General features: G+C 59.9%; 21 protein-coding genes and 2 pseudogenes. 11 read left to right on the top strand and 12 right to left on the bottom strand.

Going from position 1 to position 20,505, the window contains the following annotated elements; all coding sequences use genetic code 11:
* Nucleotides 1-13 precede the first annotated feature (13 nt).
* Both FHY04_RS21705 and FHY04_RS21700 read right to left on the bottom strand, forming a co-directional pair.
* Nucleotides 14-703, bottom strand: coding sequence for an HPP family protein (locus FHY04_RS21705; RefSeq protein ID WP_151992024.1), 690 nt, complete (start codon nucleotides 701-703; stop codon nucleotides 14-16).
* Between the two features lie 63 nt (nucleotides 704-766).
* On the bottom strand, nucleotides 767-2,518 hold the full coding sequence (locus tag FHY04_RS21700; RefSeq protein WP_234422828.1) for a chloride channel protein: 1,752 nt from the start codon (nucleotides 2,516-2,518) through the stop codon (nucleotides 767-769).
* A 73-nt stretch (nucleotides 2,519-2,591) separates the two neighbouring features.
* On the opposite strand from FHY04_RS21700, the gene FHY04_RS21695 reads away from it, so the two are divergent.
* Together FHY04_RS21695 and FHY04_RS21690 are read left to right on the top strand one after the other, a co-directional pair.
* Entirely contained in the window at nucleotides 2,592-3,002 is a 411-nt protein-coding gene (locus FHY04_RS21695; RefSeq protein WP_151992023.1) for a MarR family winged helix-turn-helix transcriptional regulator, read from the top strand.
* 71 nt (nucleotides 3,003-3,073) lie between these two features.
* On the top strand, nucleotides 3,074-3,334 hold the full coding sequence (locus tag FHY04_RS21690) for a hypothetical protein (RefSeq protein WP_183937906.1): 261 nt from the start codon (nucleotides 3,074-3,076) through the stop codon (nucleotides 3,332-3,334).
* A 107-nt stretch (nucleotides 3,335-3,441) separates the two neighbouring features.
* On the opposite strand, the gene FHY04_RS21685 is transcribed toward FHY04_RS21690, so the two are convergent.
* Both FHY04_RS21685 and FHY04_RS21680 read right to left on the bottom strand, forming a co-directional pair.
* On the bottom strand, nucleotides 3,442-4,002 hold the full coding sequence (locus FHY04_RS21685; protein WP_004213255.1) for a recombinase family protein: 561 nt from the start codon (nucleotides 4,000-4,002) through the stop codon (nucleotides 3,442-3,444).
* A gap of 170 nt (nucleotides 4,003-4,172) precedes the next feature.
* Nucleotides 4,173-4,595 (bottom strand): helix-turn-helix domain-containing protein, encoded by a 423-nt coding sequence (locus FHY04_RS21680; protein WP_183937904.1) that lies wholly within the window; start codon nucleotides 4,593-4,595, stop codon nucleotides 4,173-4,175.
* A 76-nt stretch (nucleotides 4,596-4,671) separates the two neighbouring features.
* On the opposite strand from FHY04_RS21680, the gene FHY04_RS21675 reads away from it, so the two are divergent.
* From FHY04_RS21675 to FHY04_RS21660, 4 genes are all read left to right on the top strand, one after another.
* Nucleotides 4,672-5,067: a mercuric transporter MerT family protein gene (locus FHY04_RS21675; RefSeq protein WP_014072602.1), complete on the top strand. Its 396-nt coding sequence runs from the start codon at nucleotides 4,672-4,674 to the stop codon at nucleotides 5,065-5,067.
* Between the two features lie 12 nt (nucleotides 5,068-5,079).
* Nucleotides 5,080-5,409, top strand: a complete 330-nt coding sequence (locus tag FHY04_RS21670; RefSeq protein ID WP_004213249.1) for a heavy-metal-associated domain-containing protein — start codon at nucleotides 5,080-5,082, stop codon at nucleotides 5,407-5,409.
* A 37-nt stretch (nucleotides 5,410-5,446) separates the two neighbouring features.
* Nucleotides 5,447-6,865, top strand: a complete 1,419-nt coding sequence (gene merA, locus FHY04_RS21665; protein WP_004213247.1) for a mercury(II) reductase — start codon at nucleotides 5,447-5,449, stop codon at nucleotides 6,863-6,865.
* A 91-nt stretch (nucleotides 6,866-6,956) separates the two neighbouring features.
* On the top strand, nucleotides 6,957-9,926 hold the full coding sequence (locus FHY04_RS21660) for a Tn3 family transposase (protein ID WP_014072601.1): 2,970 nt from the start codon (nucleotides 6,957-6,959) through the stop codon (nucleotides 9,924-9,926).
* A 357-nt stretch (nucleotides 9,927-10,283) separates the two neighbouring features.
* Here the strand turns inward: FHY04_RS21660 and FHY04_RS23130 are convergent.
* Nucleotides 10,284-10,556, bottom strand: a pseudogene (locus FHY04_RS23130) (Tn3 family transposase); the annotation flags it as partial.
* Nucleotides 10,557-10,643: 87 nt separating this feature from the next.
* Between FHY04_RS23130 and FHY04_RS21650 the strand changes: the two are divergent.
* A protein-coding gene (locus tag FHY04_RS21650) for an IS3 family transposase (protein WP_128082060.1) occupies nucleotides 10,644-11,773 on the top strand; the annotation gives its coding sequence in 2 pieces (ribosomal slippage) (nucleotides 10,644-10,905 and nucleotides 10,905-11,773; 1,131 coding nt in all).
* Nucleotides 11,774-11,834: 61 nt separating this feature from the next.
* Here FHY04_RS21650 and FHY04_RS21645 read toward each other — a convergent pair.
* A pseudogene (locus FHY04_RS21645) lies at nucleotides 11,835-14,528 on the bottom strand (Tn3 family transposase); the annotation flags it as partial.
* 134 nt (nucleotides 14,529-14,662) lie between these two features.
* Between FHY04_RS21645 and FHY04_RS21640 the strand changes: the two are divergent.
* Together FHY04_RS21640 and FHY04_RS21635 are read left to right on the top strand one after the other, a co-directional pair.
* Nucleotides 14,663-15,232, top strand: coding sequence for a recombinase family protein (locus FHY04_RS21640; RefSeq protein WP_183937900.1), 570 nt, complete (start codon nucleotides 14,663-14,665; stop codon nucleotides 15,230-15,232).
* Nucleotides 15,229-16,197 (top strand): hypothetical protein, encoded by a 969-nt coding sequence (locus FHY04_RS21635; protein ID WP_183937898.1) that lies wholly within the window; start codon nucleotides 15,229-15,231, stop codon nucleotides 16,195-16,197. The genes FHY04_RS21640 and FHY04_RS21635 overlap by 4 nt, the downstream gene beginning before the upstream one ends.
* Nucleotides 16,198-16,384: 187 nt before the next feature.
* On the opposite strand, the gene FHY04_RS21630 is transcribed toward FHY04_RS21635, so the two are convergent.
* From FHY04_RS21630 to FHY04_RS21615, 4 genes are all read right to left on the bottom strand, one after another.
* Complete coding sequence (locus tag FHY04_RS21630) at nucleotides 16,385-16,681, bottom strand: hypothetical protein (RefSeq protein ID WP_183937896.1); 297 nt, start codon at nucleotides 16,679-16,681, stop codon at nucleotides 16,385-16,387.
* Nucleotides 16,678-17,103, bottom strand: coding sequence for a nucleoside diphosphate kinase regulator (gene rnk / locus FHY04_RS21625; RefSeq protein ID WP_183937894.1), 426 nt, complete (start codon nucleotides 17,101-17,103; stop codon nucleotides 16,678-16,680). Before rnk ends, FHY04_RS21630 begins: the two co-directional genes overlap by 4 nt.
* A 279-nt stretch (nucleotides 17,104-17,382) precedes the next feature.
* On the bottom strand, nucleotides 17,383-17,640 hold the full coding sequence (locus FHY04_RS21620) for a PepSY domain-containing protein (RefSeq protein WP_183937892.1): 258 nt from the start codon (nucleotides 17,638-17,640) through the stop codon (nucleotides 17,383-17,385).
* A 76-nt stretch (nucleotides 17,641-17,716) separates the two neighbouring features.
* Nucleotides 17,717-18,001, bottom strand: a complete 285-nt coding sequence (locus FHY04_RS21615) for a hypothetical protein (protein ID WP_183937890.1) — start codon at nucleotides 17,999-18,001, stop codon at nucleotides 17,717-17,719.
* A 372-nt stretch (nucleotides 18,002-18,373) separates the two neighbouring features.
* On the opposite strand from FHY04_RS21615, the gene FHY04_RS21610 reads away from it, so the two are divergent.
* Both FHY04_RS21610 and FHY04_RS21605 read left to right on the top strand, forming a co-directional pair.
* Complete coding sequence (locus tag FHY04_RS21610) at nucleotides 18,374-18,814, top strand: cyclic nucleotide-binding/CBS domain-containing protein (RefSeq protein WP_183937888.1); 441 nt, start codon at nucleotides 18,374-18,376, stop codon at nucleotides 18,812-18,814.
* 162 nt (nucleotides 18,815-18,976) lie between these two features.
* Nucleotides 18,977-19,210 (top strand): hypothetical protein, encoded by a 234-nt coding sequence (locus FHY04_RS21605; protein WP_221211933.1) that lies wholly within the window; start codon nucleotides 18,977-18,979, stop codon nucleotides 19,208-19,210.
* Between the two features lie 158 nt (nucleotides 19,211-19,368).
* Here FHY04_RS21605 and FHY04_RS21600 read toward each other — a convergent pair whose 3' ends face one another.
* Together FHY04_RS21600 and FHY04_RS21595 are read right to left on the bottom strand one after the other, a co-directional pair.
* Nucleotides 19,369-19,791: a DUF1971 domain-containing protein gene (locus FHY04_RS21600; RefSeq protein ID WP_183937884.1), complete on the bottom strand. Its 423-nt coding sequence runs from the start codon at nucleotides 19,789-19,791 to the stop codon at nucleotides 19,369-19,371.
* Nucleotides 19,791-20,234, bottom strand: coding sequence for a globin domain-containing protein (locus FHY04_RS21595; protein ID WP_183937882.1), 444 nt, complete (start codon nucleotides 20,232-20,234; stop codon nucleotides 19,791-19,793). Before FHY04_RS21595 ends, FHY04_RS21600 begins: the two co-directional genes overlap by 1 nt.
* Between the last annotated feature and the right edge of the window lie 271 nt (nucleotides 20,235-20,505).

Here is a 20,505-nt window from a genome sequence, read left to right as displayed (position 1 = left end):
CCCTTGCGCCGGTTTATCTTGTTGCACGCTTTGCTGCGTGGAATTCAACTCGTCGAAACAGCAGGTCAAGATCTTCCCGACTTACATCGAAGGTCTCCCCGAGGTCGGCGAGTGCAAGGTCGATATCTGCGGGATGCGGCACGCCCAATCCGGCTGTGGTCATCTCGTGACCGACGATCGGGATTGGACGGTGAGGATAGGAGTGGCCCGAGGCTCTATGGAAAATAATGCCGGCAAGGATCAAGATCAGAGAATTGACCCCGACCGGCACGAACGGGAACGCGTAACCAGCTCCTAGCACGGCTGGCCCACCGATCACGGCCGTCAGCGCGGCCGCTCCACCGGGCGGATGCAAACAGCGAAGCAGCGACATGGCGAGGATCGCCCCGCCAACGGCAACCCCGACCGCCAGATACGGTATAGGCACGAGGCGGGCAGCAGCTACGCCGACCAACGCTGATACGACGTTGCCGCCCAACACCGACCAGGGTTGGGCCAACGGGCTTGCTGGGACGGCGAAGACCAGCACCGCGGAGGCGCCGATCGGCGCCACCAGCAACGGGAGCGATGTCCAGTCGTGCAGGGCTATGGCGCTCATGAGGCTGGTGAGCGCAACGCCGATCAATGCACCGACGCACGCAAAGAGGCGGTCGCGCAATGTCGCGCCAGCGAGAATAGGTACGAAAGAGAATGACAGCTTCATTGTTCAGTTCACCTGACCCCCGGATAATCTGATCTTTATCGGGAATTCACAGCGCCAGTCTGGCTATGTTCGGTCGATCTCTGCGCGTTTGCGGGCGCTGCGGACTTTGAGCAGATCGTGTCGCGAGAGGATGCCAACCACCCGATTGGTGCCGACCTCGACAATAGGAATGCGTCCAACCCCGCTCTCGACCATCAAATCATCAACTTCGCCGATCGGCGAGTGAAGGTACGCGGTCGGCTGCGATGAATCGGACAGCGCCTCGCCAAGCGAGGTGTCGGGCAGCTCACCTTCTACCCGCCAGCGAAGCGCATCGGCCCGGGACACCATCGCCAGCAGTCGTCCGCCTACGTCAACCACCGGATATGTTCGGTGCGTCGCGCCGTCCCCGAAATAGGCAACGGCATCCTTAATCGTCATGTCACCCGACAACATGGCGGGGGCAGGTGTCATCACTTGCTCGGCTTGCAGGAATTCGTGCGGATCAACTGTATACTCCTGGAGGATGTGACGACCACGACGGGCGATTTTCTCGGTGAGTATCGACCGACGCATGACCAGGACACTAATCGCATAGGCTCCCGTCGCTGCTGCGATCGTCGCCGGCAAGGCATCAAAATGCCCAGTTAGTTCGACCGCAAAAAGTGCACCGGTCAGTGGAGCACGCATGGCCCCACTCATCATGGCGGCCATGCCGATCATTGCCCAGAAGCCGACTGACCCGGGCAAAAACTGCCCAAGCAGGGCGCCCAGGGCGCCACCCATGATTAGCAATGGCGCGAGAACGCCGCCCGACGTTCCCGATCCCAGCGCGACCAGCCAGACGATTGCCTTCACGACCAACAACGCGAGGATGACCCGCACCGCCAATGATCCGTCGAGCAGTGCCTGGATGTTCGCATAGCCCGCGCCAAGAACACGGGCATCGATCAAACCCCCAATCCCAACGACGATGCCACCCAACGCTGGCCACCACATCCAATGCACCGGCAACCGGTGGAACGCGTCCTCGACCCGGTAGAGCATCGCCGACAGCAACGCCGCCTCTAGCCCGACCAAAACACCTATCCCGAGGGCTAATCCCCCCGTAGGCCACCACGCCTGCACAGGAACCGCCGCGAACGGGAAGATCGGTCCGGCTCCCAGCAGCATGGGCCGCCAGGCAAACGCTACCAGCGTTCCGACAACTACAGGCACGAAGCTGCGGGGCTTCCACTCAAACAGCAGAACCTCGATCGCCAGCAAGATGGCGGCGATGGGCGTGCCGAAGATGCCGGTCATCCCCGCTGCGGCGCCTGCGACCAGCAGGGTCTTCCGCTCGGCCGCGCTCAGGTGGAAGCATTGCGCAAACAGGGATCCGATCGCACCACCAGTCATGATGATCGGACCTTCGGCCCCGAACGGACCCCCACTGCCGATCGAGATCGCCGAGGAAAGTGGTTTAAGAACCGCAACCTTGAGCGACAGGCGACTTTCGCCGTATAGAATGGCCTCGATCGCTTCCGGAATGCCGTGCCCTTTGATCTTCTCCGAGCCGAAACGCGCCATCAGGCCGATCAGAAGACTACCGATGACCGGTATCGCGACCACTGCAAGGCCGACGTTCGCGTCCATGATTTCAGCAGGCGCGGCCGATATCCTGCCGAACCAGAACAGATTGGTGGCAAATGCGATCAGCTTTAGGAGGATCCAGGCACCGAACGCTGCGCCCGTGCCGACCACGACCGCTGCTCCAGCGAGCATGATCATTCGCCAGTCGGCGCTATGATCGGCAAGCCGCTTGGGCTTTGGGATGTTGATGGTGGAAGCCGTCATGCACTCTCGCCGGTTCAGAAAGGGCGACCACTATATCGTGCCACGATATACTTCAACGCCTAGGATATAAGTGATGATTGATCGGAATGAGTTAGCCGACGCCGACTATGCGGCGCTTGCAGACTTCCGTTATGCGCTTCGCCAGTTTCTGGTTTTCAGTGAACGAGGCGCGGCTAGCTGCGGCTTGAAGCCGCAGCAACACCAGGCGCTGCTCGCGATCCGGGGGGCTGCCCCCGTAAACGTGAGCGTCGGCTACGTCGCGGAGCGTCTGGCCTTAAAACCGCACAGCGCGACCGGGTTGGTCGATCGTCTGGAAACGCTTGGCTTGGTGATACGTAGGCCATCACCGGACGATGGCCGGCAGGCTCTCCTCGAATTGACGCAGAAAGCGCGAACGCTTCTGAAACAGCTCTCGGAGACGCATCGCGAGGAGATTGTACGGCTTAGGCCTATGCTGGCCGAGCTACTCGCGCGCGTCGATTGATCGGGTTCGTAAGAGGTTCCAATTGCAGTGTCTATCGCAATGCGATATATATAGCCGGAAGGAGTCGGCGCATGCAGTTGATCCTCATTGCGGCCGGAGCAATCGGCCTGATCGTAGGCAGCCTGGCGGCCGCGGCGCTGTTTTGTTGGTTACTGTGGTACGTTTTTCGGCTCGCGCTGCATCCGGAATGGGGCGCCCCCGCTATTCTGATTCTCCTGGTGCTGGGCTTAGTTGGTAAGCTACCGAAAAGTCAGTTCCTGGACATGACTTTGACGTTTGCGGTAGTTGCCGCAGTACCCCTCTGGTTCGCGGGCCGCGCTTGGCGCCGGTAACGCAGGCAAGCTTTGAAACGCCGGTGCGAGCAAGGTGTTGACCTAGGCGTCACCTCAAGCTTTGTACGCTGAACAACGATTTTCCGGACATAATGTGAACATTGGTGTCAGGCAGCGGCGCGAAGGTACTGGTAGAGGGTTTCGCGGCTGATGCCCATGTCGCGCGCTATGGTCGCCTTGCGTTCACCGGCGGCAACGCGGCGGTGCAGATCGGCAATCATCTCATCCGAGAGCGACCGTTTCCGCCCCCGATAGGCGCCGCGCTGCCGAGCGATCGCAATGCCTTCGCGTTGCCGTTCGCGGATCAGAGCGCGCTCGAACTCAGCAAACGCACCCATGACCGAGAGCATCAGATTGGCCATCGGGGAGTCCTCCCCCGAGAAGGACAGGCTTTCCTTCTCAAACTCGATCCGGATACCTCGCTTGGTGAGGCCCTGGACCAGCTTGCGCAGGTCATCCAGATTGCGGGCCAACCGATCCATGCTGTGGACGACGACGGTATCGCCTTCGCGGGCGAAAGTGAGCAGAGCCTCAAGCTGGGGGCGGTTGACGTCCTTGCCCGATGCCTTGTCGGTGAAGGTCCGATCGAGCGACTGACCTTCCAATTGGCGATCCACATTCTGATCGAACGTGCTGACCCGGACATAGCCGATCCGTTGCCCCTTCACTGCGCACTCTCTCCATCAAAATGTCAGGTTGAAATCTATGATACGTAACGAAATTCGTCAACAAATTCCGTTTATCACCCTAATCTGACAGAAACCGCAGTACCGCCCTGACGTCCAGTTAGGCTATACTCCAAGCTGACATCACGAAATCAAATCCCTCAAAGATGGCGTCAATTGCCTTGATGGGGTAAAAACTGGAGTGCTTCCAGGATGGGACATTCGGCAACGTCATCTCCAGCGCATCTGGCTAACGTGGTCGCCAGCGTCACCTCTATCTTCTGCAAATCTGCAATGCGGCGGCGGACATCTTCAAGGTGGAGTTCGGTTCTCGCCATAACCTCCGCGCAGGTTTGTGCACCGGTATCGGTGAGCGACAACAATGACCGTATCTCATCCATTGCATAGCCAAGGTCGCGCGCGCGCAGGATGAACTGCAACCTTTGCACCAGTTCCGGCGAATAGACGCGGTAGCCGTTGGAACTGCGAGGCGGCCCCGGCAGCAATCCCACCTTCTCGTAATAGCGGATGGTTTCGAGATTGCAGCCTGTTTTCCGGGCAAGCTGGGCACGCAAGATGCCGACCTGTTGCTCCATGAAAATACCTCTTGAGTCTGTAGTGGCTACAGAGCCTACACTGCGAATCACTCAGTTGGAACAAGGGATTCAAGCCATGGTCTCAACGCCGGAAGCGGGACAGCCAGCCCTCACCGAAAACCACGAGCCGAAGCAGGCAAACTGGGTTGCGGCGGGCGCATTGATCGGCGCGGGGCTCGCCTCGGCTTGCTGCGTCGTCCCGCTACTGTTGGTTATGCTCGGAATTTCCGGCGCGTGGATCGCCAACCTGACGGCGCTCGAACCTTACAAGCCCTATGTCGCAGGCGTAACGCTCGCGCTGCTCGGCTACGGCTTCTGGCATGTCTATTTCAAGCCGAAACCGCCCTGTGAAGACGGTTCCTACTGCGCTCGTCCACAATCGGCTTGGACCACCAAGGCGGTGCTGTGGCTGGGCCTTGCCGTCGCCATCCTGGCGCTCACCATCGACTGGTGGGCACCCTGGTTCTATTGAAAGGAAATACCCATGAAAAAGACAGTATGTATCGCTATGGCCGTGCTGGCTATGGCTGGCGGCGGGGTCGCCTATGCAGTTAGTGGCACGGCGCAAGATCGCCCCGCGGCTACCGCAACCGCTCAGAAGCAAACCACCTTTGCCATAGAGAACATGACCTGCGCCACCTGCCCGATCACCGTGAAGAAGGCGATGGAAGGCGTCGCCGGGGTAACGGCGGTCACGGTCGATTTCGCAGCCAAGACCGCGCGCGCAACCTATAACCCGCGCCGCACCAATGCTGCTGCGATTGCCGCTGCATCAACCAACGCGGGTTATCCGGCGCGCGCTATTCAAAACTGAGCGGGGCGCCGCCAGCGCCTCAAGAAAGCGATAAGCAATGAACGACTGTTGCAACCGCCCCGGGCAGGAAGGATTTGACGTGGCCGTCATCGGCGCGGGTTCTGCCGGGTTCTCCGCCGCGATCGCCGCTGCCGATCTGGGCGCGAAAGTGGCGCTCGTCGGTCACGGCACGATTGGCGGCACCTGTGTCAATGTTGGCTGCGTTCCTTCCAAGACGCTGATCCGCGCCGCCGAAGCGGTGCATGGTGGGCTTGCCGCCGCGCGCTTTCCCGGCCTTGGGGGCGCTGTCCAGATGGATGACTGGTCCGTATTGGCGGCGTCGAAGGACGATCTTGTCACGACGCTGCGCCAAAAAAAATATGTCGATCTGCTGCCCGCCTATGACGGTGTGAGCTATATCGAGGGCAAGGCACGCTTTGCCGATGGTGCGCTGATTGTCGGCGATGCGCCCATGAAGGTCGGCAAGGTCATATTGGCGATGGGTGCGCACGCCGCCGTGCCGCCGATTCCGGGGATGGACAGCGTGCCCTACCTAACCAGCACATCGGCGCTGGCGCTGGATCGCTTGCCCAAATCGCTGCTGGTGATCGGTGGCGGGGTGATCGGGGTAGAACTGGGACAGATGTTTTCGCGTCTGGGCGTTGATGTCACCATCTGCTGCCGAAGCCGCCTGCTCCCCGAAATGGACCCGGAAGTGAGTGCCGCGCTGAAAAACTATTTGGAAGCCGAGGGCGTGCGGGTTTGCGCAGGTGTCGGCTATCAGCGTATCGCCCAAACACAGAGCGGGGTCGAATTGACCTGCGAGGGGCATTGTGACACCGTCGCGGCGGAACAGGTGCTCATCGCCACCGGACGCCGACCCAATAGCGACGGGCTTGGGCTGGAGGAGCGCGGCATAGTGCTTGCCCGTAATGGTGGAATCGTCGTCGATGACCACCTCGAAACGTCGGTTCCAGGCATTTACGCGGCGGGCGATGTAACGGGACGGGACCAGTTCGTCTACATGGCCGCCTATGGCGCAAAACTGGCCGCGCGCAACGCGGTGACGGGCAACCAATACCGCTACGACAATTCCTCCATGCCATCCGTCGTCTTCACCGACCCGCAAGTCGCCAGCGCCGGCCTCACTGAAACGACAGCACGGGCGCAAGGCCTGGACATCAAGGTTTCGCTGCTCCCGCTCGATGCTGTGCCAAGGGCACTGGCAGCACGCGATACGCGGGGTCTCATCAAACTGATTGCCGACAAGGCGAACGACCGTTTGCTGGGCGGCCAGATCATGGCACCCGAAGGCGCGGATTCGATCCAGACACTGGTGCTGGCGATCAAACACGGCATGACCACCCTGGAATTGGGTGCAACGATATTTCCTTACCTGACCACTGTGGAAGGCCTCAAACTGGCGGCCCAAACGTTTGATAAGGATGTCGCCAAACTGTCTTGCTGCGCCGGGTGATTGCTCGGGGATCAACCGGCAACGAATGGCCTCCCTCCAGTGCAAGCCGCTTTGGTGTCAATTTTGTTATTCGCCTCAGCGGGAGAGCAAAATGGCACGACGCCGACTTCTGACCGGAGACGAGCGCCGGCGCCTGTTCGATCCTCCTGTCCAAGAAACCGCGATCATTGGGCATTATACCCTTTCTGCGGAAGATGTTGAATTGGTTGGGCGCCGCTATGGTCCAGCAAATCGCCTCGGTCTGGCTGCACAAATCGCTTTGATGCGACATCCCGGCTTTGGTCTGCAACCCGAGATCGGGCTTCCCGACGTCATTCTTCAGTACCTCGCGGCACAGTTATTCGTCGATCCTTCCTCCTTCTCTGCATATGGTCAGCGCGCGCAAACCCGTACCGATCATGCCGATCTCGTGGCGCGTTATCTTGGCATACGCCCGTTTCGACGCGGCGACCTGGCACTTGCCCTGAATCTTGCCGCGCAAGCCGCCGAGTATACAGACAGAGGTGAACCGATTGTTCGCGCCCTCATGGTTGGCCTGAAGGGTGAGCGGTTCATTCTTCCGTCAGGCGACACACTGGAACGCGCCGGTCTTGCTGGCCGGGCACGCGCACGCAAAGCTGCCGCAGCCGCAATCGTCGAAGGCCTCAGCTCTGCTGAACTGACACGGCTAGACGAACTCGTAATCAACAACCCGGATTTCGGCATGACACCGCTGGCGTGGTTGCGTAATTTCGAAGAAGCCCCGACTGCGGCCAATATCAATGGCTTGCTTGAGCGCCTGCGCTATGTTCGCGGCATAGGTATCCACCCGGTAGTTGGGGGCGCCATTCCGGAATTCCGCTTTGCCCAATTTGTCCGCGAGGGCGGCGTGGCACCGGCATTCCTGCTTTCGGATTACAGCGTCAATCGCAGGCGGGCGACGTTGACGGCCGCAGTGATCGACCTTGAGGCCAGACTTGCCGATGCCGCGATCCAAATGTTTGACCGACTTATCGGCGGCATGTTCACGCGCGCGCGGCGTGGGCGCGAGCGTCGCTACCAAGATAGTATTCAGTCGGTGGGGCAACTCATGCGGCTGTTTGGCGCCACGATTACAGCACTTGATGAGGCTGTCCAGAATGGCGGCGATCCGCTCGAATTGATTGACGAAGCGGTGGGCTGGCACCGGCTTGTTGCGGCAAAGGCCCAAGTAGATGCCCTTGCTGATCTTGCCGGCGAGGACGCACTGGTAACGGCAACCGAGCGTTACGCCACGCTACGGCGTTTCAGCCCGGCATTTCTGGACGCCTTCACCTTCAAGGCGTCTGGAACAGGGACGGCACTGATCAAAGCCATCGATGTCATTCGCGATGCGAACACACGAAAGTCGCGCGACCTTCCCGATGGCGTTCCACTGCCATTCCCCAATCGGCAGTGGAAGCGTCTCATCACCGAAAGCGGCCGTATCGACCGCCGACGTTATGAAATTGCGATCATGGCAACCTTGCGTGATCGTTTGCGCGCCGGTGATGTATGGATCGAGGGAACCCGCAACTATCAGCGCTTCGATGCCTATTTGCTGGGTCGGCGCGACGCCGCCAAAGTGGCGGATGTGCTTCCGTTCGATTCAAATGCTGCATCCTACCTCGCTGACCGGGCACGAAATCTTGACTGGCGGCTGCGCCGATTTGCCAAGCAGTTGAAAACAAACAAGCTTGAGGGAGTGTCGCTCGAACGAGACCGGCTCAAGCTTCAGCAAATGCCGCCTGTCACCCCACCGGAAGCTGAAGCCCTCGATCGCAAGCTCGATACCCTGCTTCCCCGCGTGCGCATCACCGAGCTGCTGCTTGAAGTCGCCGAACGCACTGGTTTTTTGAACGCATTCCGTGACCTGCGCTCAGGCAAGGAGCACGACAACCCCAGCACGGTACTCGCCGCAATTCTGGCTGATGGCACCAACCTCGGGCTGGAGCGGATGGCCAATGCCAGCGAAGGCGTCAGCTATGCCCAACTCGCATGGACCCACAACTGGTATCTTTCACCCGAGAACTATCAGGCCGCGCTGGCCATGATCATCTCAGCCCATCACGAATTACCCTTCGCGCGGCATTGGGGCGCTGGCACCAGTTCGTCGTCCGATGGCCAGTTCTTCCGGTCGGGGCGGAGCCGTTCAGGGGCGGCGGACGTCAATGCCAAATATGGCGCCGAACCTGGCGTGAAAATCTATTCTCACCTTTCCGATCACTTCGCATCATTCGGATCACGGATCATGTCCGCGACGGCAGGTGAAGCGCCTTACGTGCTCGACGGGCTTGTCCTGGGCGCCGGCAACCTTCCGTTGCATGAGCACTATACCGATACCGGCGGCGCCACCGATCATGTTTTCGCACTCTGCCACCTACTCGGGTTCCGCTTCGCGCCCCGGCTGCGCGATATTGGCGACCGCAAGCTGGGTTCGATCGCTGCGCCATCGACATACAAGGGCATCGAAAATCTGATGGGCCGCACCATCAAAACGGCAGCGATCGAGGCCGATTGGGATGACATCGTCAGGATTGTCGCCTCAATCAAGGATGGCACGGTGGCGCCGTCAGTAATCTTGCGAAAACTTGCCGCCTACAAACGCCAGAACAGGCTGGATTTTGCATTGGCTGAACTGGGCCGTATCGAGCGCACTTTGTTCACGCTCGATTGGCTTGAACAACCGGAACTGCGACGTGCCTGTCAGGCCGGTCTCAACAAAGGCGAGGCGAGGCACACGCTTGCCGCCGCCATCTATACCAACCGGCAGGGTCGGTTCACCGATCGCTCGCTGGAAAATCAGGAATTTCGCGCATCTGGGCTGAACCTGCTGATTGCGGCGATTTCCTACTGGAACACGGTCTATCTCGACCGGGCCGCCCAGCACCTCAACGCTGTCGGCACGACGTTCGATGCGGCACTGCTTGCGCACCTTTCTCCGATGGGCTGGGCGCACATCAGTCTGACCGGCGATTACCTCTGGGAGCAGGCCAGGCGACTTCCAGCAGGTGAATTCCACCCACTCAACGAGCCAATGGCGCGGTTGAAGCGTGTAGCGTAGCCCATGTTCCGCTTATGTCCGAGAAATCGTTGTCTGGCGAACAAACCTTGAGGTGACGCCACCTACAGGTCAGCGAGCCGATCGAACCGACCGAAGCCGTTCTTTTGCCTCAATTGTACCCGGCGATCACCGCCTGCATTAATGATGAGCGCTCGCCAACTCGCGAGGAGGTTCATGTTGTGGCGTCGAGGCTTTGGCGAGAGGGGTTCGCGCAGCGCTTTGGGTCGCAGGCGGTGCCAGCCAGCTTTGCTGCGCGACGGATGCTTTTGCGCGCGGCTAGCGCTGCCCTGAGCGGAACGGGTGTGAAAGAGGGCAGAGCGCTGGTTTGACGCTAAACAACGGCAAGGCAGCGAACGATCAGCTGGAATAGCCCTCACCCGCGAAATTGAGCGGTTTGCGGCGTACGGTTTCGGCCGCACGATCCCACAGGAAGTCGCCGGAGAACGCAATATGCTCCCAGCCGACCGGGGAGGTGTGCGCGAGCAGCGCGGGGTCGGGTGCCTGGCCGATCGATTGGAGATGACGGACGGCATCGGCAATATAGGTAGAATTCCAGTAGACGATCGCGGCGATGACCAGGTTCAGCCCAGAAGCGCGGTATTGCAGGGTCTCGTGCGTGCGGTCGATGATACAGAGGTGGTTCTAGGAATCTGAACAGCGGGGATAAGTGGATTGCCGATCTGACAGCGGCCATGCTGGCCGCGAAGAGGAAGCAAGATGAGCAAGCGACCCCGCCGGAACCACAGTCCGGCATTCAAGGCCAAGGTGGCGCTGGCTGCTGTGAAGGGTGAGAAGACGCTGGCCGAGCTGGCGCAGGAGTATGAGGTGCACCCGAACCTCATCAACCAGTGGCGGTCCAAGCTGCTGGAGGGGGCGGCAGACGTGTTCGGAGCGGTTCCGGCAGCGAGCGAACCAGCGGTCGATATAACCGTGCTGCACGCCAAGATTGGTGAGCTGACGCTGGCGAACGATTTTTTGGCCGGTGCGCTCGGGAAGGCCGGTCTGTTGCCGAGCGCAAAGCGATGATCGACCGTGACCATGAGTTGCCGCTGACCCATCAGGCGCAGCAGCTCGAGATCAGCCGCGGCAGCATCTACTATCTTCCGCGGCCTGTATCCTCGGCTGACCTGGCGATCATGCGCCGGATCGACGAACTTCATCTGCTCTATCCGTTCGCCGGGAGCCGGATGCTGCGCGATCTGCTCCGTCAGGAGGATGTGAGCATCGGACGACGGCATGTTGCGACGCTGATGAAGCGGATGGGGCTAGAGGCGATCTACCGCCGTCCGAACACGTCGAAACCGGCGACGGGTCACAAGATCTATCCCTATCTGCTGCGCAAGCTGGCGGTGACGCGGCCGAACCAAGTTTGGGCGACCGATATCACGTATGTGCCCATGGCGCGCGGTTTCGTCTATCTGGTCGCTATCGTCGATTGGTTTACCCGGCGGGTGCTGGCTTGGCGGGTGTCGATCTCAATGGATGTCGCGTTTTGTATCGAGGCACTGGAGGAAGCGCTCGCCCGTTATGGCAAGCCTACGATCTTCAACAGCGACCAGGGCTCGCAATTTACCAGTGCGGCTTTCACCGCTGTCCTTCACCGAGAGAAGATCGCCATTAGCATGGATGGAAAGGGTTGCTGGCGCGACAACGTGTTCGTGGAGCGCCTCTGGCGCTCGGTGAAATACGAGGACGTGTACCTCAACGCATACACCTCAGTCCCGGAAGCACGCGCCGGCATCGGCCGATACTTTGCATTTTATAACAGCATCCGGCCACATTCAGCCCTTGGTACCAGGACACCGGACCAGGTATACTTCGACCAGCCGCTTCTCGCAGCGGCATGATCAACCAGCGGCGATCCACTTATCCAGACCGCGAGCCTGTTCAGACAACCGGGGCCACCTCTATACGGCCTTGGCGGAACGTACAGATCGCCTGCGTCAGCACGTGACGCTGCTCGCTCTTGTTCAGGCCGGCCTGGCAGCGCCGGCGAAGATCGGGGTTTTCCAGCCAGTCGAGCATGAAGAAGGTCCGCTCGATCTTGCCGATCTCCTGGAGGGCGACGTCGATCTGGTTCTGGCGTTCGTACGCGGCCAGTTTGCGCAGCATCGCCGATGGCGCGACATGCCCCGCCTTCAGCGATGCGACGAGGCGGAGGACTTCTCCCCAATGCTCGCGGATCGTGTCGGTCTTCACCCGCTTGCCGAGCAGCGAACCGATCCCCGGATAGGAGGTCACGGGGCCTAGCGTGGCCAGACGTCGGTCGGGGAAATCCCGCAGGCGTGGGCAGAACCGGAACCCGAGCATCGCGCAAAGCGCGAACACATGGTCGGTCGCGCCGCCCGTGTCGGTATAATGCTCCGCGATCTTCAACGATGATCCGTGATGGAGGAGGCCATCGAGGACATAGGGCGCCTCATGCGTCGCTGCGGATATTACGGTGACATTGTACGGTGCGTGCTGGTCGGAGACATGAGTGTAAAAGCTGAATCCGGGATCGACGCCGTACCGGGCGTTGATATCACCGACCGCCATCCGCTTGCCGCCCCGGAAGAACTGGCCGTCCGAACTCGATGTGGTGCCTGCTCCCCATGTCGAGGCGATCGGGAGGCGATGATGCGCATCGACCAGGATGGAGAGAGCACGATGGTAGCTGTCCTCGCGGACATAGGCGTCCTTCGTCCAGACCAGCTGGTCACGCGTAACGCCCTGGCTGGCTGCGGCCATTCGCGCGAGGCCGAGATTGGTGCCGTCGGCGAGGATGGCCGCGAGCAGCGCATTCAGGTTGTCGCTCTGCCGGCCGGTTCGCAGGTTGGTGAAGCCTGCGAGGAAGCCGGTTTCGCTGGCGACATCGTGGAGCAGTTCTGTGATCCTGACACGCGGCATCAGTCCATCGATGCGATTGCCCAGCGCCTTTGCGTGAGAATCGGGCTCGGTTCTGACCGGTGTGATCTGCAATCGGCCATCGGCCAGTCTGACGCCTTCGAGCAGACCGTTCGAGAGGTTGTGCGCGAAGCGTTTCAACCGTTGGTCGAGACTGGAAGTCCGCTCTGCCAGCCACGCATCGGCAGATGGGGGCAGATTGAGCCCCGCAACGATCGGCGCGCTGACCTCGGCCGGCAGAAGGTAGCTGTCGAACTGGCGATAGCCTGAGGACCGCGCAACCCAGATGTCGCCGGATCGCAGCTTGTTGCGGATATGCGCCATCGTGGCGGTTTCATACAGGCGGCGGTTGATCCGGCCGTCCGGGCCGACCACCAGCCGGCGCCATTCCTTGCGGAACGGCATCGGTGCGTCGACCGGCACGTCGCGTTTGCCGGAGGCGTTCAAATCGCGCAGCAGATCGATCGCTTTCACACTGGCCGCACTGCCACGGCCCGACTGAAATTCCAGCACCTCTATCAGAAGGGGGGCGAACTTGCGCAGCGTCGCATATCTGTCGCCGGCGATGACGAGCGGATCCTGTTCCACGAGATCCGCAATCTCACCCACCTGGCCACGCGCCTTCATGAGAGCAGGCCATCCGACCGAGGCCTCCAGCGCTGCAATCGGATCGCTGCCGTCTTCGTCGGCTTGCGCGAGCGTGTCGATGGTGATGCGAAAAAGGCGCATGAGCCGCGCGACCTCCCGTGACGATGCGGTATATCGGCGTTGCTGCATGGTAGTCGCTCGCCGGAACATGCTGCCGATCAGCTTGTCGGCAATGTCGAGCGCAGCGTCGATCAGTCGCGCCTCCAGATCGATCAGCAGCGCGACGATGATCGCGCGGCGTCGGGGCACCGTATAGCGCTGGATAAGATAGGCGGGCGACAACCGCCCTTCCTGGACGAACTGGTGACGGCGGTTGGGATGGACGCAGGCACCAGCGTCATGAGGAATCCCGATCGCGCGCACGACGCGCAGACGCTCAACGATATGACGCACGCTGTCCGTCTTTGTCGCGACCGGGACGGTCTTGAGCCAGCCGAGCCGCGCCCCATTCTGTTCGACGAACAGCGCGTCGATGCGGCCAATCTGCATCGATGACAGGTCGGCGACCATCATGCCCGCTGCGTTCTTTCGCGCGCGGGCGCGGCCCGCGATACCCGCCCGTTCGATCGTCGAGGGCATTGGCAACAGGATATCTACGTTACGCAGAGCCTCGATGATGGCGGTCGCGATCGGGAGAGCTGCATCGGTCGCGGCAGCCGCCTGCTCGGCGCTGGCGATCATCAGGGCGACGTCGCCACGCACGGGCGGACGGACATTCGTCGCCGCGGCGATCAGCCGGGCATGATCGGTCATGGTCTGCGGCCGGCTTGCATAATCAGACAGGACGGAGGGTTCGAGCGAAAGCTGACGCGCGATAAAGGTGACAAGCGGACGTGGTACGTCGCCCTCGATCTGGAGCACCTGCGCGAGCGTCATTCCGGAATGACGGATCAACGCGAACTGCAACGCCACGCCCAGTCGATTGCGATCGTGGCGGCGCTGCCCGATCAGGTCGAGGTCAGGCTGCTCGAGTGTGAAGCGCCGAGCCAGTTCGTCTGGGTCGGTCGGAATGAGGAACAACGTTGCCCTTTCGGCATCACTAAGAAGAACATGCTCGCGTGCTGGCATTTGACCGTCCCTAAAACGTGCTTGGCGCGCGTAGACGGATCAGGTTAAAGAGACGTAGTTTGTGGACGGGTTTTGAGGCTCCGGCGATCCGTTAGCATGATCGTCCATAGAACGGACGTTTAGGAGACGAGGGATTGGCCGGCATTTTGGGATATGCCCGCGTCAGCACCGGCGATCAGGATGTCGCTGGCCAGCGGATGCGGCTCGAACAGGCTGGTGCCATCAAGGTGTTCACTGACGTGATGTCGGGCAAGAGCATGGATCGGCCGGGGCTTGCTGAACTGCTGCAATACGCACGCAAGGGCGACACACTGGCAATCGTGCGGCTCGACCGGCTCGGCCGTTCGCTCGGCGAACTGCTGACGACGGTGCAGATGCTGCGCGAGCGCGGCATCGCATTGCTCAGCCTAGAGGAGAAAATCGATACGTCCTCCGCGGCCGGTGAGCTGGTTTTCCATGTCTTTGGTGCCATCGCGCATTTCGAGCGCCGACTGATCTCCGAACGTACCCGCGACGGCATCGCCGCAGCACGTGCCAAGGGGAAGCTGCCGGGGCGGCAGCCGCTCGACGGCGACAAGGTGAGTGCCGCGTTTAAACTCATCGCTGCGAGCGTGTCGCCGGCCGAAGCGGCGCGTCAGCTCGGGATCGGGCGATCAACCGTCTATCGGGAAATGAAACGGCTTGGAATTATGAGGCCCGTATGATCTTCAATGCCATTGATCAGCACGAGGCTCGGTCCGTCTTGGTGAAGGAAATGCGTATGCTGAGGCGTATGCTCGCAATATTCGCAAGCGTGGTTTCCACGGTGTCTGCAAATGCACAAAATGCTTCAAACGACCAGGCATCCGCTACTGCGCTGGATGATGAAATTGTGGTTGTTGGCAGTCAGGAAAAACAAGCCACCAAGCATCAGCGCGCTGCCGAATATGTCCGCAGTGTATCTCAAGCACCGGTCTCGGGCCAGTACGCACGGTGGCATGACCCAATTTGTCCTCGCGTCACCGGACTCGATGCCACCGCTGCCACTTTGGTTGAAACGCGCATCAGGCAAGTCGCAACAGCTGCTGGTATGCCCACCAATGTTACAAGCTGCCGCCCCAATCTCGTTGTTATATTCACGCTGGATGGCGACACCACATTGAAAAGGCTTGAACAACAACGCTTCGCTTATCCCCGATCAATATCTCCGGAAGAGCGACGCGCGATCAGGGTCGCAAAACAACCTGTCCGATGGTGGACAGACACTGACATTGAGGGCGCGGACGGTGAGCCATTGACGGCGTCACCGAATCCAGGACTTGGTGCACTAGATCTTCCAGCCAATCAAGATACGAAATACTCAAGTACCTATTCATCGAGCATGATCACAACCAAGGTGCGTGCGGTTATACCAGCGGCTGTTGTTATCGTTGATGTTACCACAGCATCAGGGAAAAAGCTGACATCCGTTTCTGATTATTTGGCATTCATGGTATTTGGCCGCGCCCGCGCGGTCACCGGCATTAGAACACCAACAATAGCTCGGCTGTTCGATGCATCTTGTCCTGGCTGTACGGCCCTTACCGATGCTGATCGTGCATATCTTGCCGGCTTGTATCGCGGACCTGCGAACCGCCCTGCTAATACGACCCGCGCCGCGTTAATCGGTGGGATCGTCGCAGACCGATGATGATACCCAGCAACTATGGCAGCGCTCCTTAGCGTTGTTTAGGGTAGGATCAGCGCCTTGCCCTCTGAAAGGCGGCACTGATCGAAGTGCGGTAAGGCGTTAACCGCGTTTGGCCGGCTCGCTTGAATCGCGACGGCGCAGCGCAGCTTGTCAACGCGGTGATCGATGTCATGTCTGAGCGACAGAACTAGATGCTCGCGTCCCCTCCCTCGCGCCGACCGTCTTGTGTGAACACCTCGACCGCTGGCGCGCAATCACACGTTGCGGGGTCATGGGCGATCAGTTCACCGCTCGCGACGACCTCGAACGTTCGCGCATCAATGTAGCGAACAGGCTCGCCATCGAGCAGCGTCAAGCAGGCCGCGCCTCGATACTGACGTAAGCCGGTATCGCCCTGGGTCATGAAGACATGACAGCGTTCTACCACGAAAAGAGGTGTGCCATCGTCGCCACTGCATCGATGACGGGCCAGTTCCTCGATCATGCGCCCAAACCCCTATCGGGCTGAGTAACGCTGACGATCCTGAGAGAGCGAACGTGGCCCTCACGATCCGGCCAAGAGATCGCATGGCCCGCTGACATACCGATCAGTCCCGCCCCGATTGGTGTCAGGATCGAGATCCGTCCAGCATCGATATCTGCCTCATTAGGGTAAACCAGCCGGACAACGCGGCGCACACCGCTCTCTTCGTCCAAAAATTCGACGATGGAGTTCATCGTAACGGTCTCTGGCGGCATATCAGACGCCTCGTAAAGTTCGGCACGATCGAGTTCGGCAAGAAGCATGGACGAGGCTTGGGGATGTCGGTGCTGGGCGCTTAACGCCAGTGCAGAGAGGGAATCACATTCTTCTATCGAGACGTGAATAACAGGACGAGCGTCTAGTTGTGCAGCTTGAGTATGCATGATGCGGTATCCGCTTATTCGAGGCCACGGCGCGTCGCGCGCGGCCGGAGTTAATTATTCCGAATAAGGCCCGAACTTTGGCGGCGATTTGCCGACAAAGCCCGGGCTAACCGCGTGCGGCGAGCTGGCCCGAGTGGTCGCGAAAACGCTGATGTGTCGCAGGAGCGTACATCAACTAGAGGTGATGCCGTGAGGCCGTGCTGTCAAGGTAACAGGATCAGGACGGAGCAGGCGATCACCGGCAGCGCCAAAACAGAATCGTGGAACACCGTCGTTCACTTAATCGCGATCACGCTCCAACTTGGTGATCTGGCCGGTTTTGGGGTTAACATGGAACTCGTAGCGGATGCCCTTTCGAACAGCTTCACCTTCCCAATGCCCATCGTCGGCTTCGATCTTGGTAACATTATAGCCCCGCTTGGCGAGGCCAGCAGACGCTTTCTCGCGGCTGATCCAGCCTCTCCCCGGTCCGTCAGCAAAAGCCGCGGCTGGAGCGAGGACCGAGAGGGCCAGCACGACAATCATCGTATGTTTCATAACCGTACTACTTTCCAAGGACTACGTGCCGGCAGGATTTTTGTTCAATAATCCCGGTTCGGACCGCTAGCCAAGGCTAGGTAACGGTTGAAAGGATGCAGTACACCAAGATCGGAACGCCAATAAACAGGATCAACAACAGCAGGTTTATGTCGATAAAGCGATGTAGCCCGCCTTGGGGGCCCCGTGAGGGACGACCTGGTAAATTCTCGGCTTCTTCCTCTTCAACTTGCATGTTGAATCGAAGAGAGAAAAAACTCTCAGGCCTGGATACCAACACACGTCTAGTTAGGTTGTCGGCGTCCTGTGAAGCAATAGGCTCCGATCGGCGATCAATCGCCGAGAAATCAACATCAGGCATTTTCAATTATCCGCATACTCGAGAACACGGTCGCGCCGAGCGCGTCCGTGAAAATCAGATCGAATAAGGCCCGAACCCGATCGGCATGCCGCCGAGCTCGGGCTACAGGCGTGCGGCGAGTTGGCCTGCGTGGTCGTGGAAACGCGAATATGGCGCGAAAGCGTGCATGCTGTTTAGATGGCAACAACGTCATCTTTGGTCAACCCTAGTTCGTCGCGTCTCAACCGCGGTTGCTAGCCACAAGTCTCCGAATACGCGTGGAGGGCACGGCAGCCTCACGTCCGACCGTTTGAAGCGTCCTAAGATCCTTATCTCTACAGGCGACAGAACGACGTTTAGCGCGCATGTCAGCGCGAAGAGGAGGGCAAGGCGATGTTCGTTGAAGGAATGTTGGAGGTGGCGCGCGAAAAACTCGTGACGATCACCGATGATGCGCGGCTGATCGAAGCCGCCAAGCTCTTGTCCTCCGGGACTGATCTCGTGATCGTATGCGACAGCGCAGGGGCCCTACAAGGTGTCGTAACCAAGACCGATGTCGTCCGGCAAATGAGCGTTTGTCAGGGTGCCACCTGCATGTGCCCGGTCTCGACGGTTATGACGCGCGATGTTGCGCTGTGTCGGGAGGCGGACCTTCTACAGGACGTTTCGAAGCTGATGAAAGAGCGACATCTGAAGAATATCCCCGTTGTGGCCGCAGATAACCGGCCCATAGGTGTGCTCACTGCGCGAGCCATTCTCCGCGTACTGCTGGGTGATGCCGAATATGAAGAAGCGCAGTTGGCCGATTACGTGAAGGGCGTCGGCTACCGATGATCAATGCTCGTGCTACCAGATCACGCCCTTAAGGAAACTCTGATGCCTGACTCTGATCCACTCCCAAGCCCGATCGAGCTTCGCCAGCGAGCACTGTCGAGGTGGGACAACGAAGGTGGTGCGCTCGCATCCGCCCATGGAACTCACGCGGACGTTCCCGACATGACCAACGCCGAACTTGTTCAGCTTCGCATACGCGTCATCGCGCTTGAGAATCTGATGATTGCTGTGCTGGCGGAAGGCTCCGATCGGCAGCTTCAGGTGGCGCGGGAGATGGCGGATTACATCTCACCCCGGCCCGGCTTCACGCATCATCCTCTTACGATTAGGGCGGCCGATCACATGGCAGATCTCGTCAGTCGAGCCGTCCATTTCCGAAAAGTGCAGCCGCAATGAGCCCGCCGGAACCCTACAAAAGCAATGTGTTCGATGGGAATACGTTTACGTAACGGCTGGGACGCTTATCAGACGCGATGTCGCCTTCCGCTGATAGCGCCCCATAACCAAGCCACCGCCTGCCTTTGAACAGGGAGTAAGCGGATCCCCGGGCATGTCTAATTCTGGCTAACGGCAAGCCGATCCGCCGAGGCGAAAATTGCTTCCCGATGTTCGTTCTCTCGGCGTGCCATTTCCTCATGGCTGCACAACGGGATCGGCTCAGGCGCTCTTCGGTAAAATTGCACGAGAAAGCGGACAGGTCCCAGCGGTTCGACGCAGTGAAGGATGGTTGGCTCGACCACGCCTGGTGCGCAATCCGGCGCAAGGATGCTCACGGCACCGGTCCGCCTCTGGTCTGTTACGTGGTAGCGCAAACGACCCTCTGCGACCTGTATCAGACCCCAGACGCCAGCCTTGGTGCAATGGTCCCTGAGTAGCCCGGCAGGAACAGAGGATTCGGTGAAGATGTCGGTCTGTCGGTACAAAACCAGACCCTCAGGCAGCTCATTCGGGCTTTGAGAAGGCGTGTTGATGTCCATCACGCCGCCTCGGCGTACAGCGTCTTCTCGCGCGATATCAGGACTTCGGCGAGGAACCAGTAGGCTTCGCCCCATGCCGCTAGAACGCTCTCGTCTACCGCATCGCCCAGCACATCCTTGATCGCCGGGAGCAACGCGTTTGCGACCGCGGGATAGTGTTCCGGCTTGATATGGGTGGCGATGTGGCGAGCAGCGATGCGCTCGATAGCGGGCTTCAACGCATCCAGCTTGTCGGCGTTCTGCGCAAAAGCGAGGATGGCGGCAGCCAGCCGCTTTGGCTGCTCGCCCGATTTCTGGGCTGCTAGGTCGAATAGCGCCTTGATTTCCGGATCAACGAACAAGCGTTCGTACATGCGCGTTGTGATTTCTACCCCGTGCTGCTGAAGCGCGGGCGCAGTCGACTTGATGACAATTATAGTCTCGGGCGAAAGCGATTTAGTCATGATTTGCTCCTGAGGTTGTCGTCCTATGTCGTAAGTAAGGGATGCATTTGTATAAAAAGGTGCCCCAAGAAGGCGCTACCTTGCTGGAGCTCATGGTTCGATCAGCTAATTCGACCATGTGGTTGGCACACCGGTTGTGCCATGAGGCGTAAGCCAAGCGCCATGCAGGGAGGGGAGGGTCGTGTCCCGGGTGGTGGTGTAGCTCAGCGGTAGTGAAGCTGACCGGCCGCGCGCTATCATCCAGCGCTGTAGCGGCCGGTCAGGTTCACGG

This window comes from Sphingomonas sp. BK481 (assembly GCF_014194875.1).
Taxonomy (GTDB): domain Bacteria; phylum Pseudomonadota; class Alphaproteobacteria; order Sphingomonadales; family Sphingomonadaceae; genus Sphingomonas; species Sphingomonas aerolata.
Note: the sequence above shows the minus strand (reverse complement) of the source record. Positions and strands in the feature narration are given on the sequence as shown.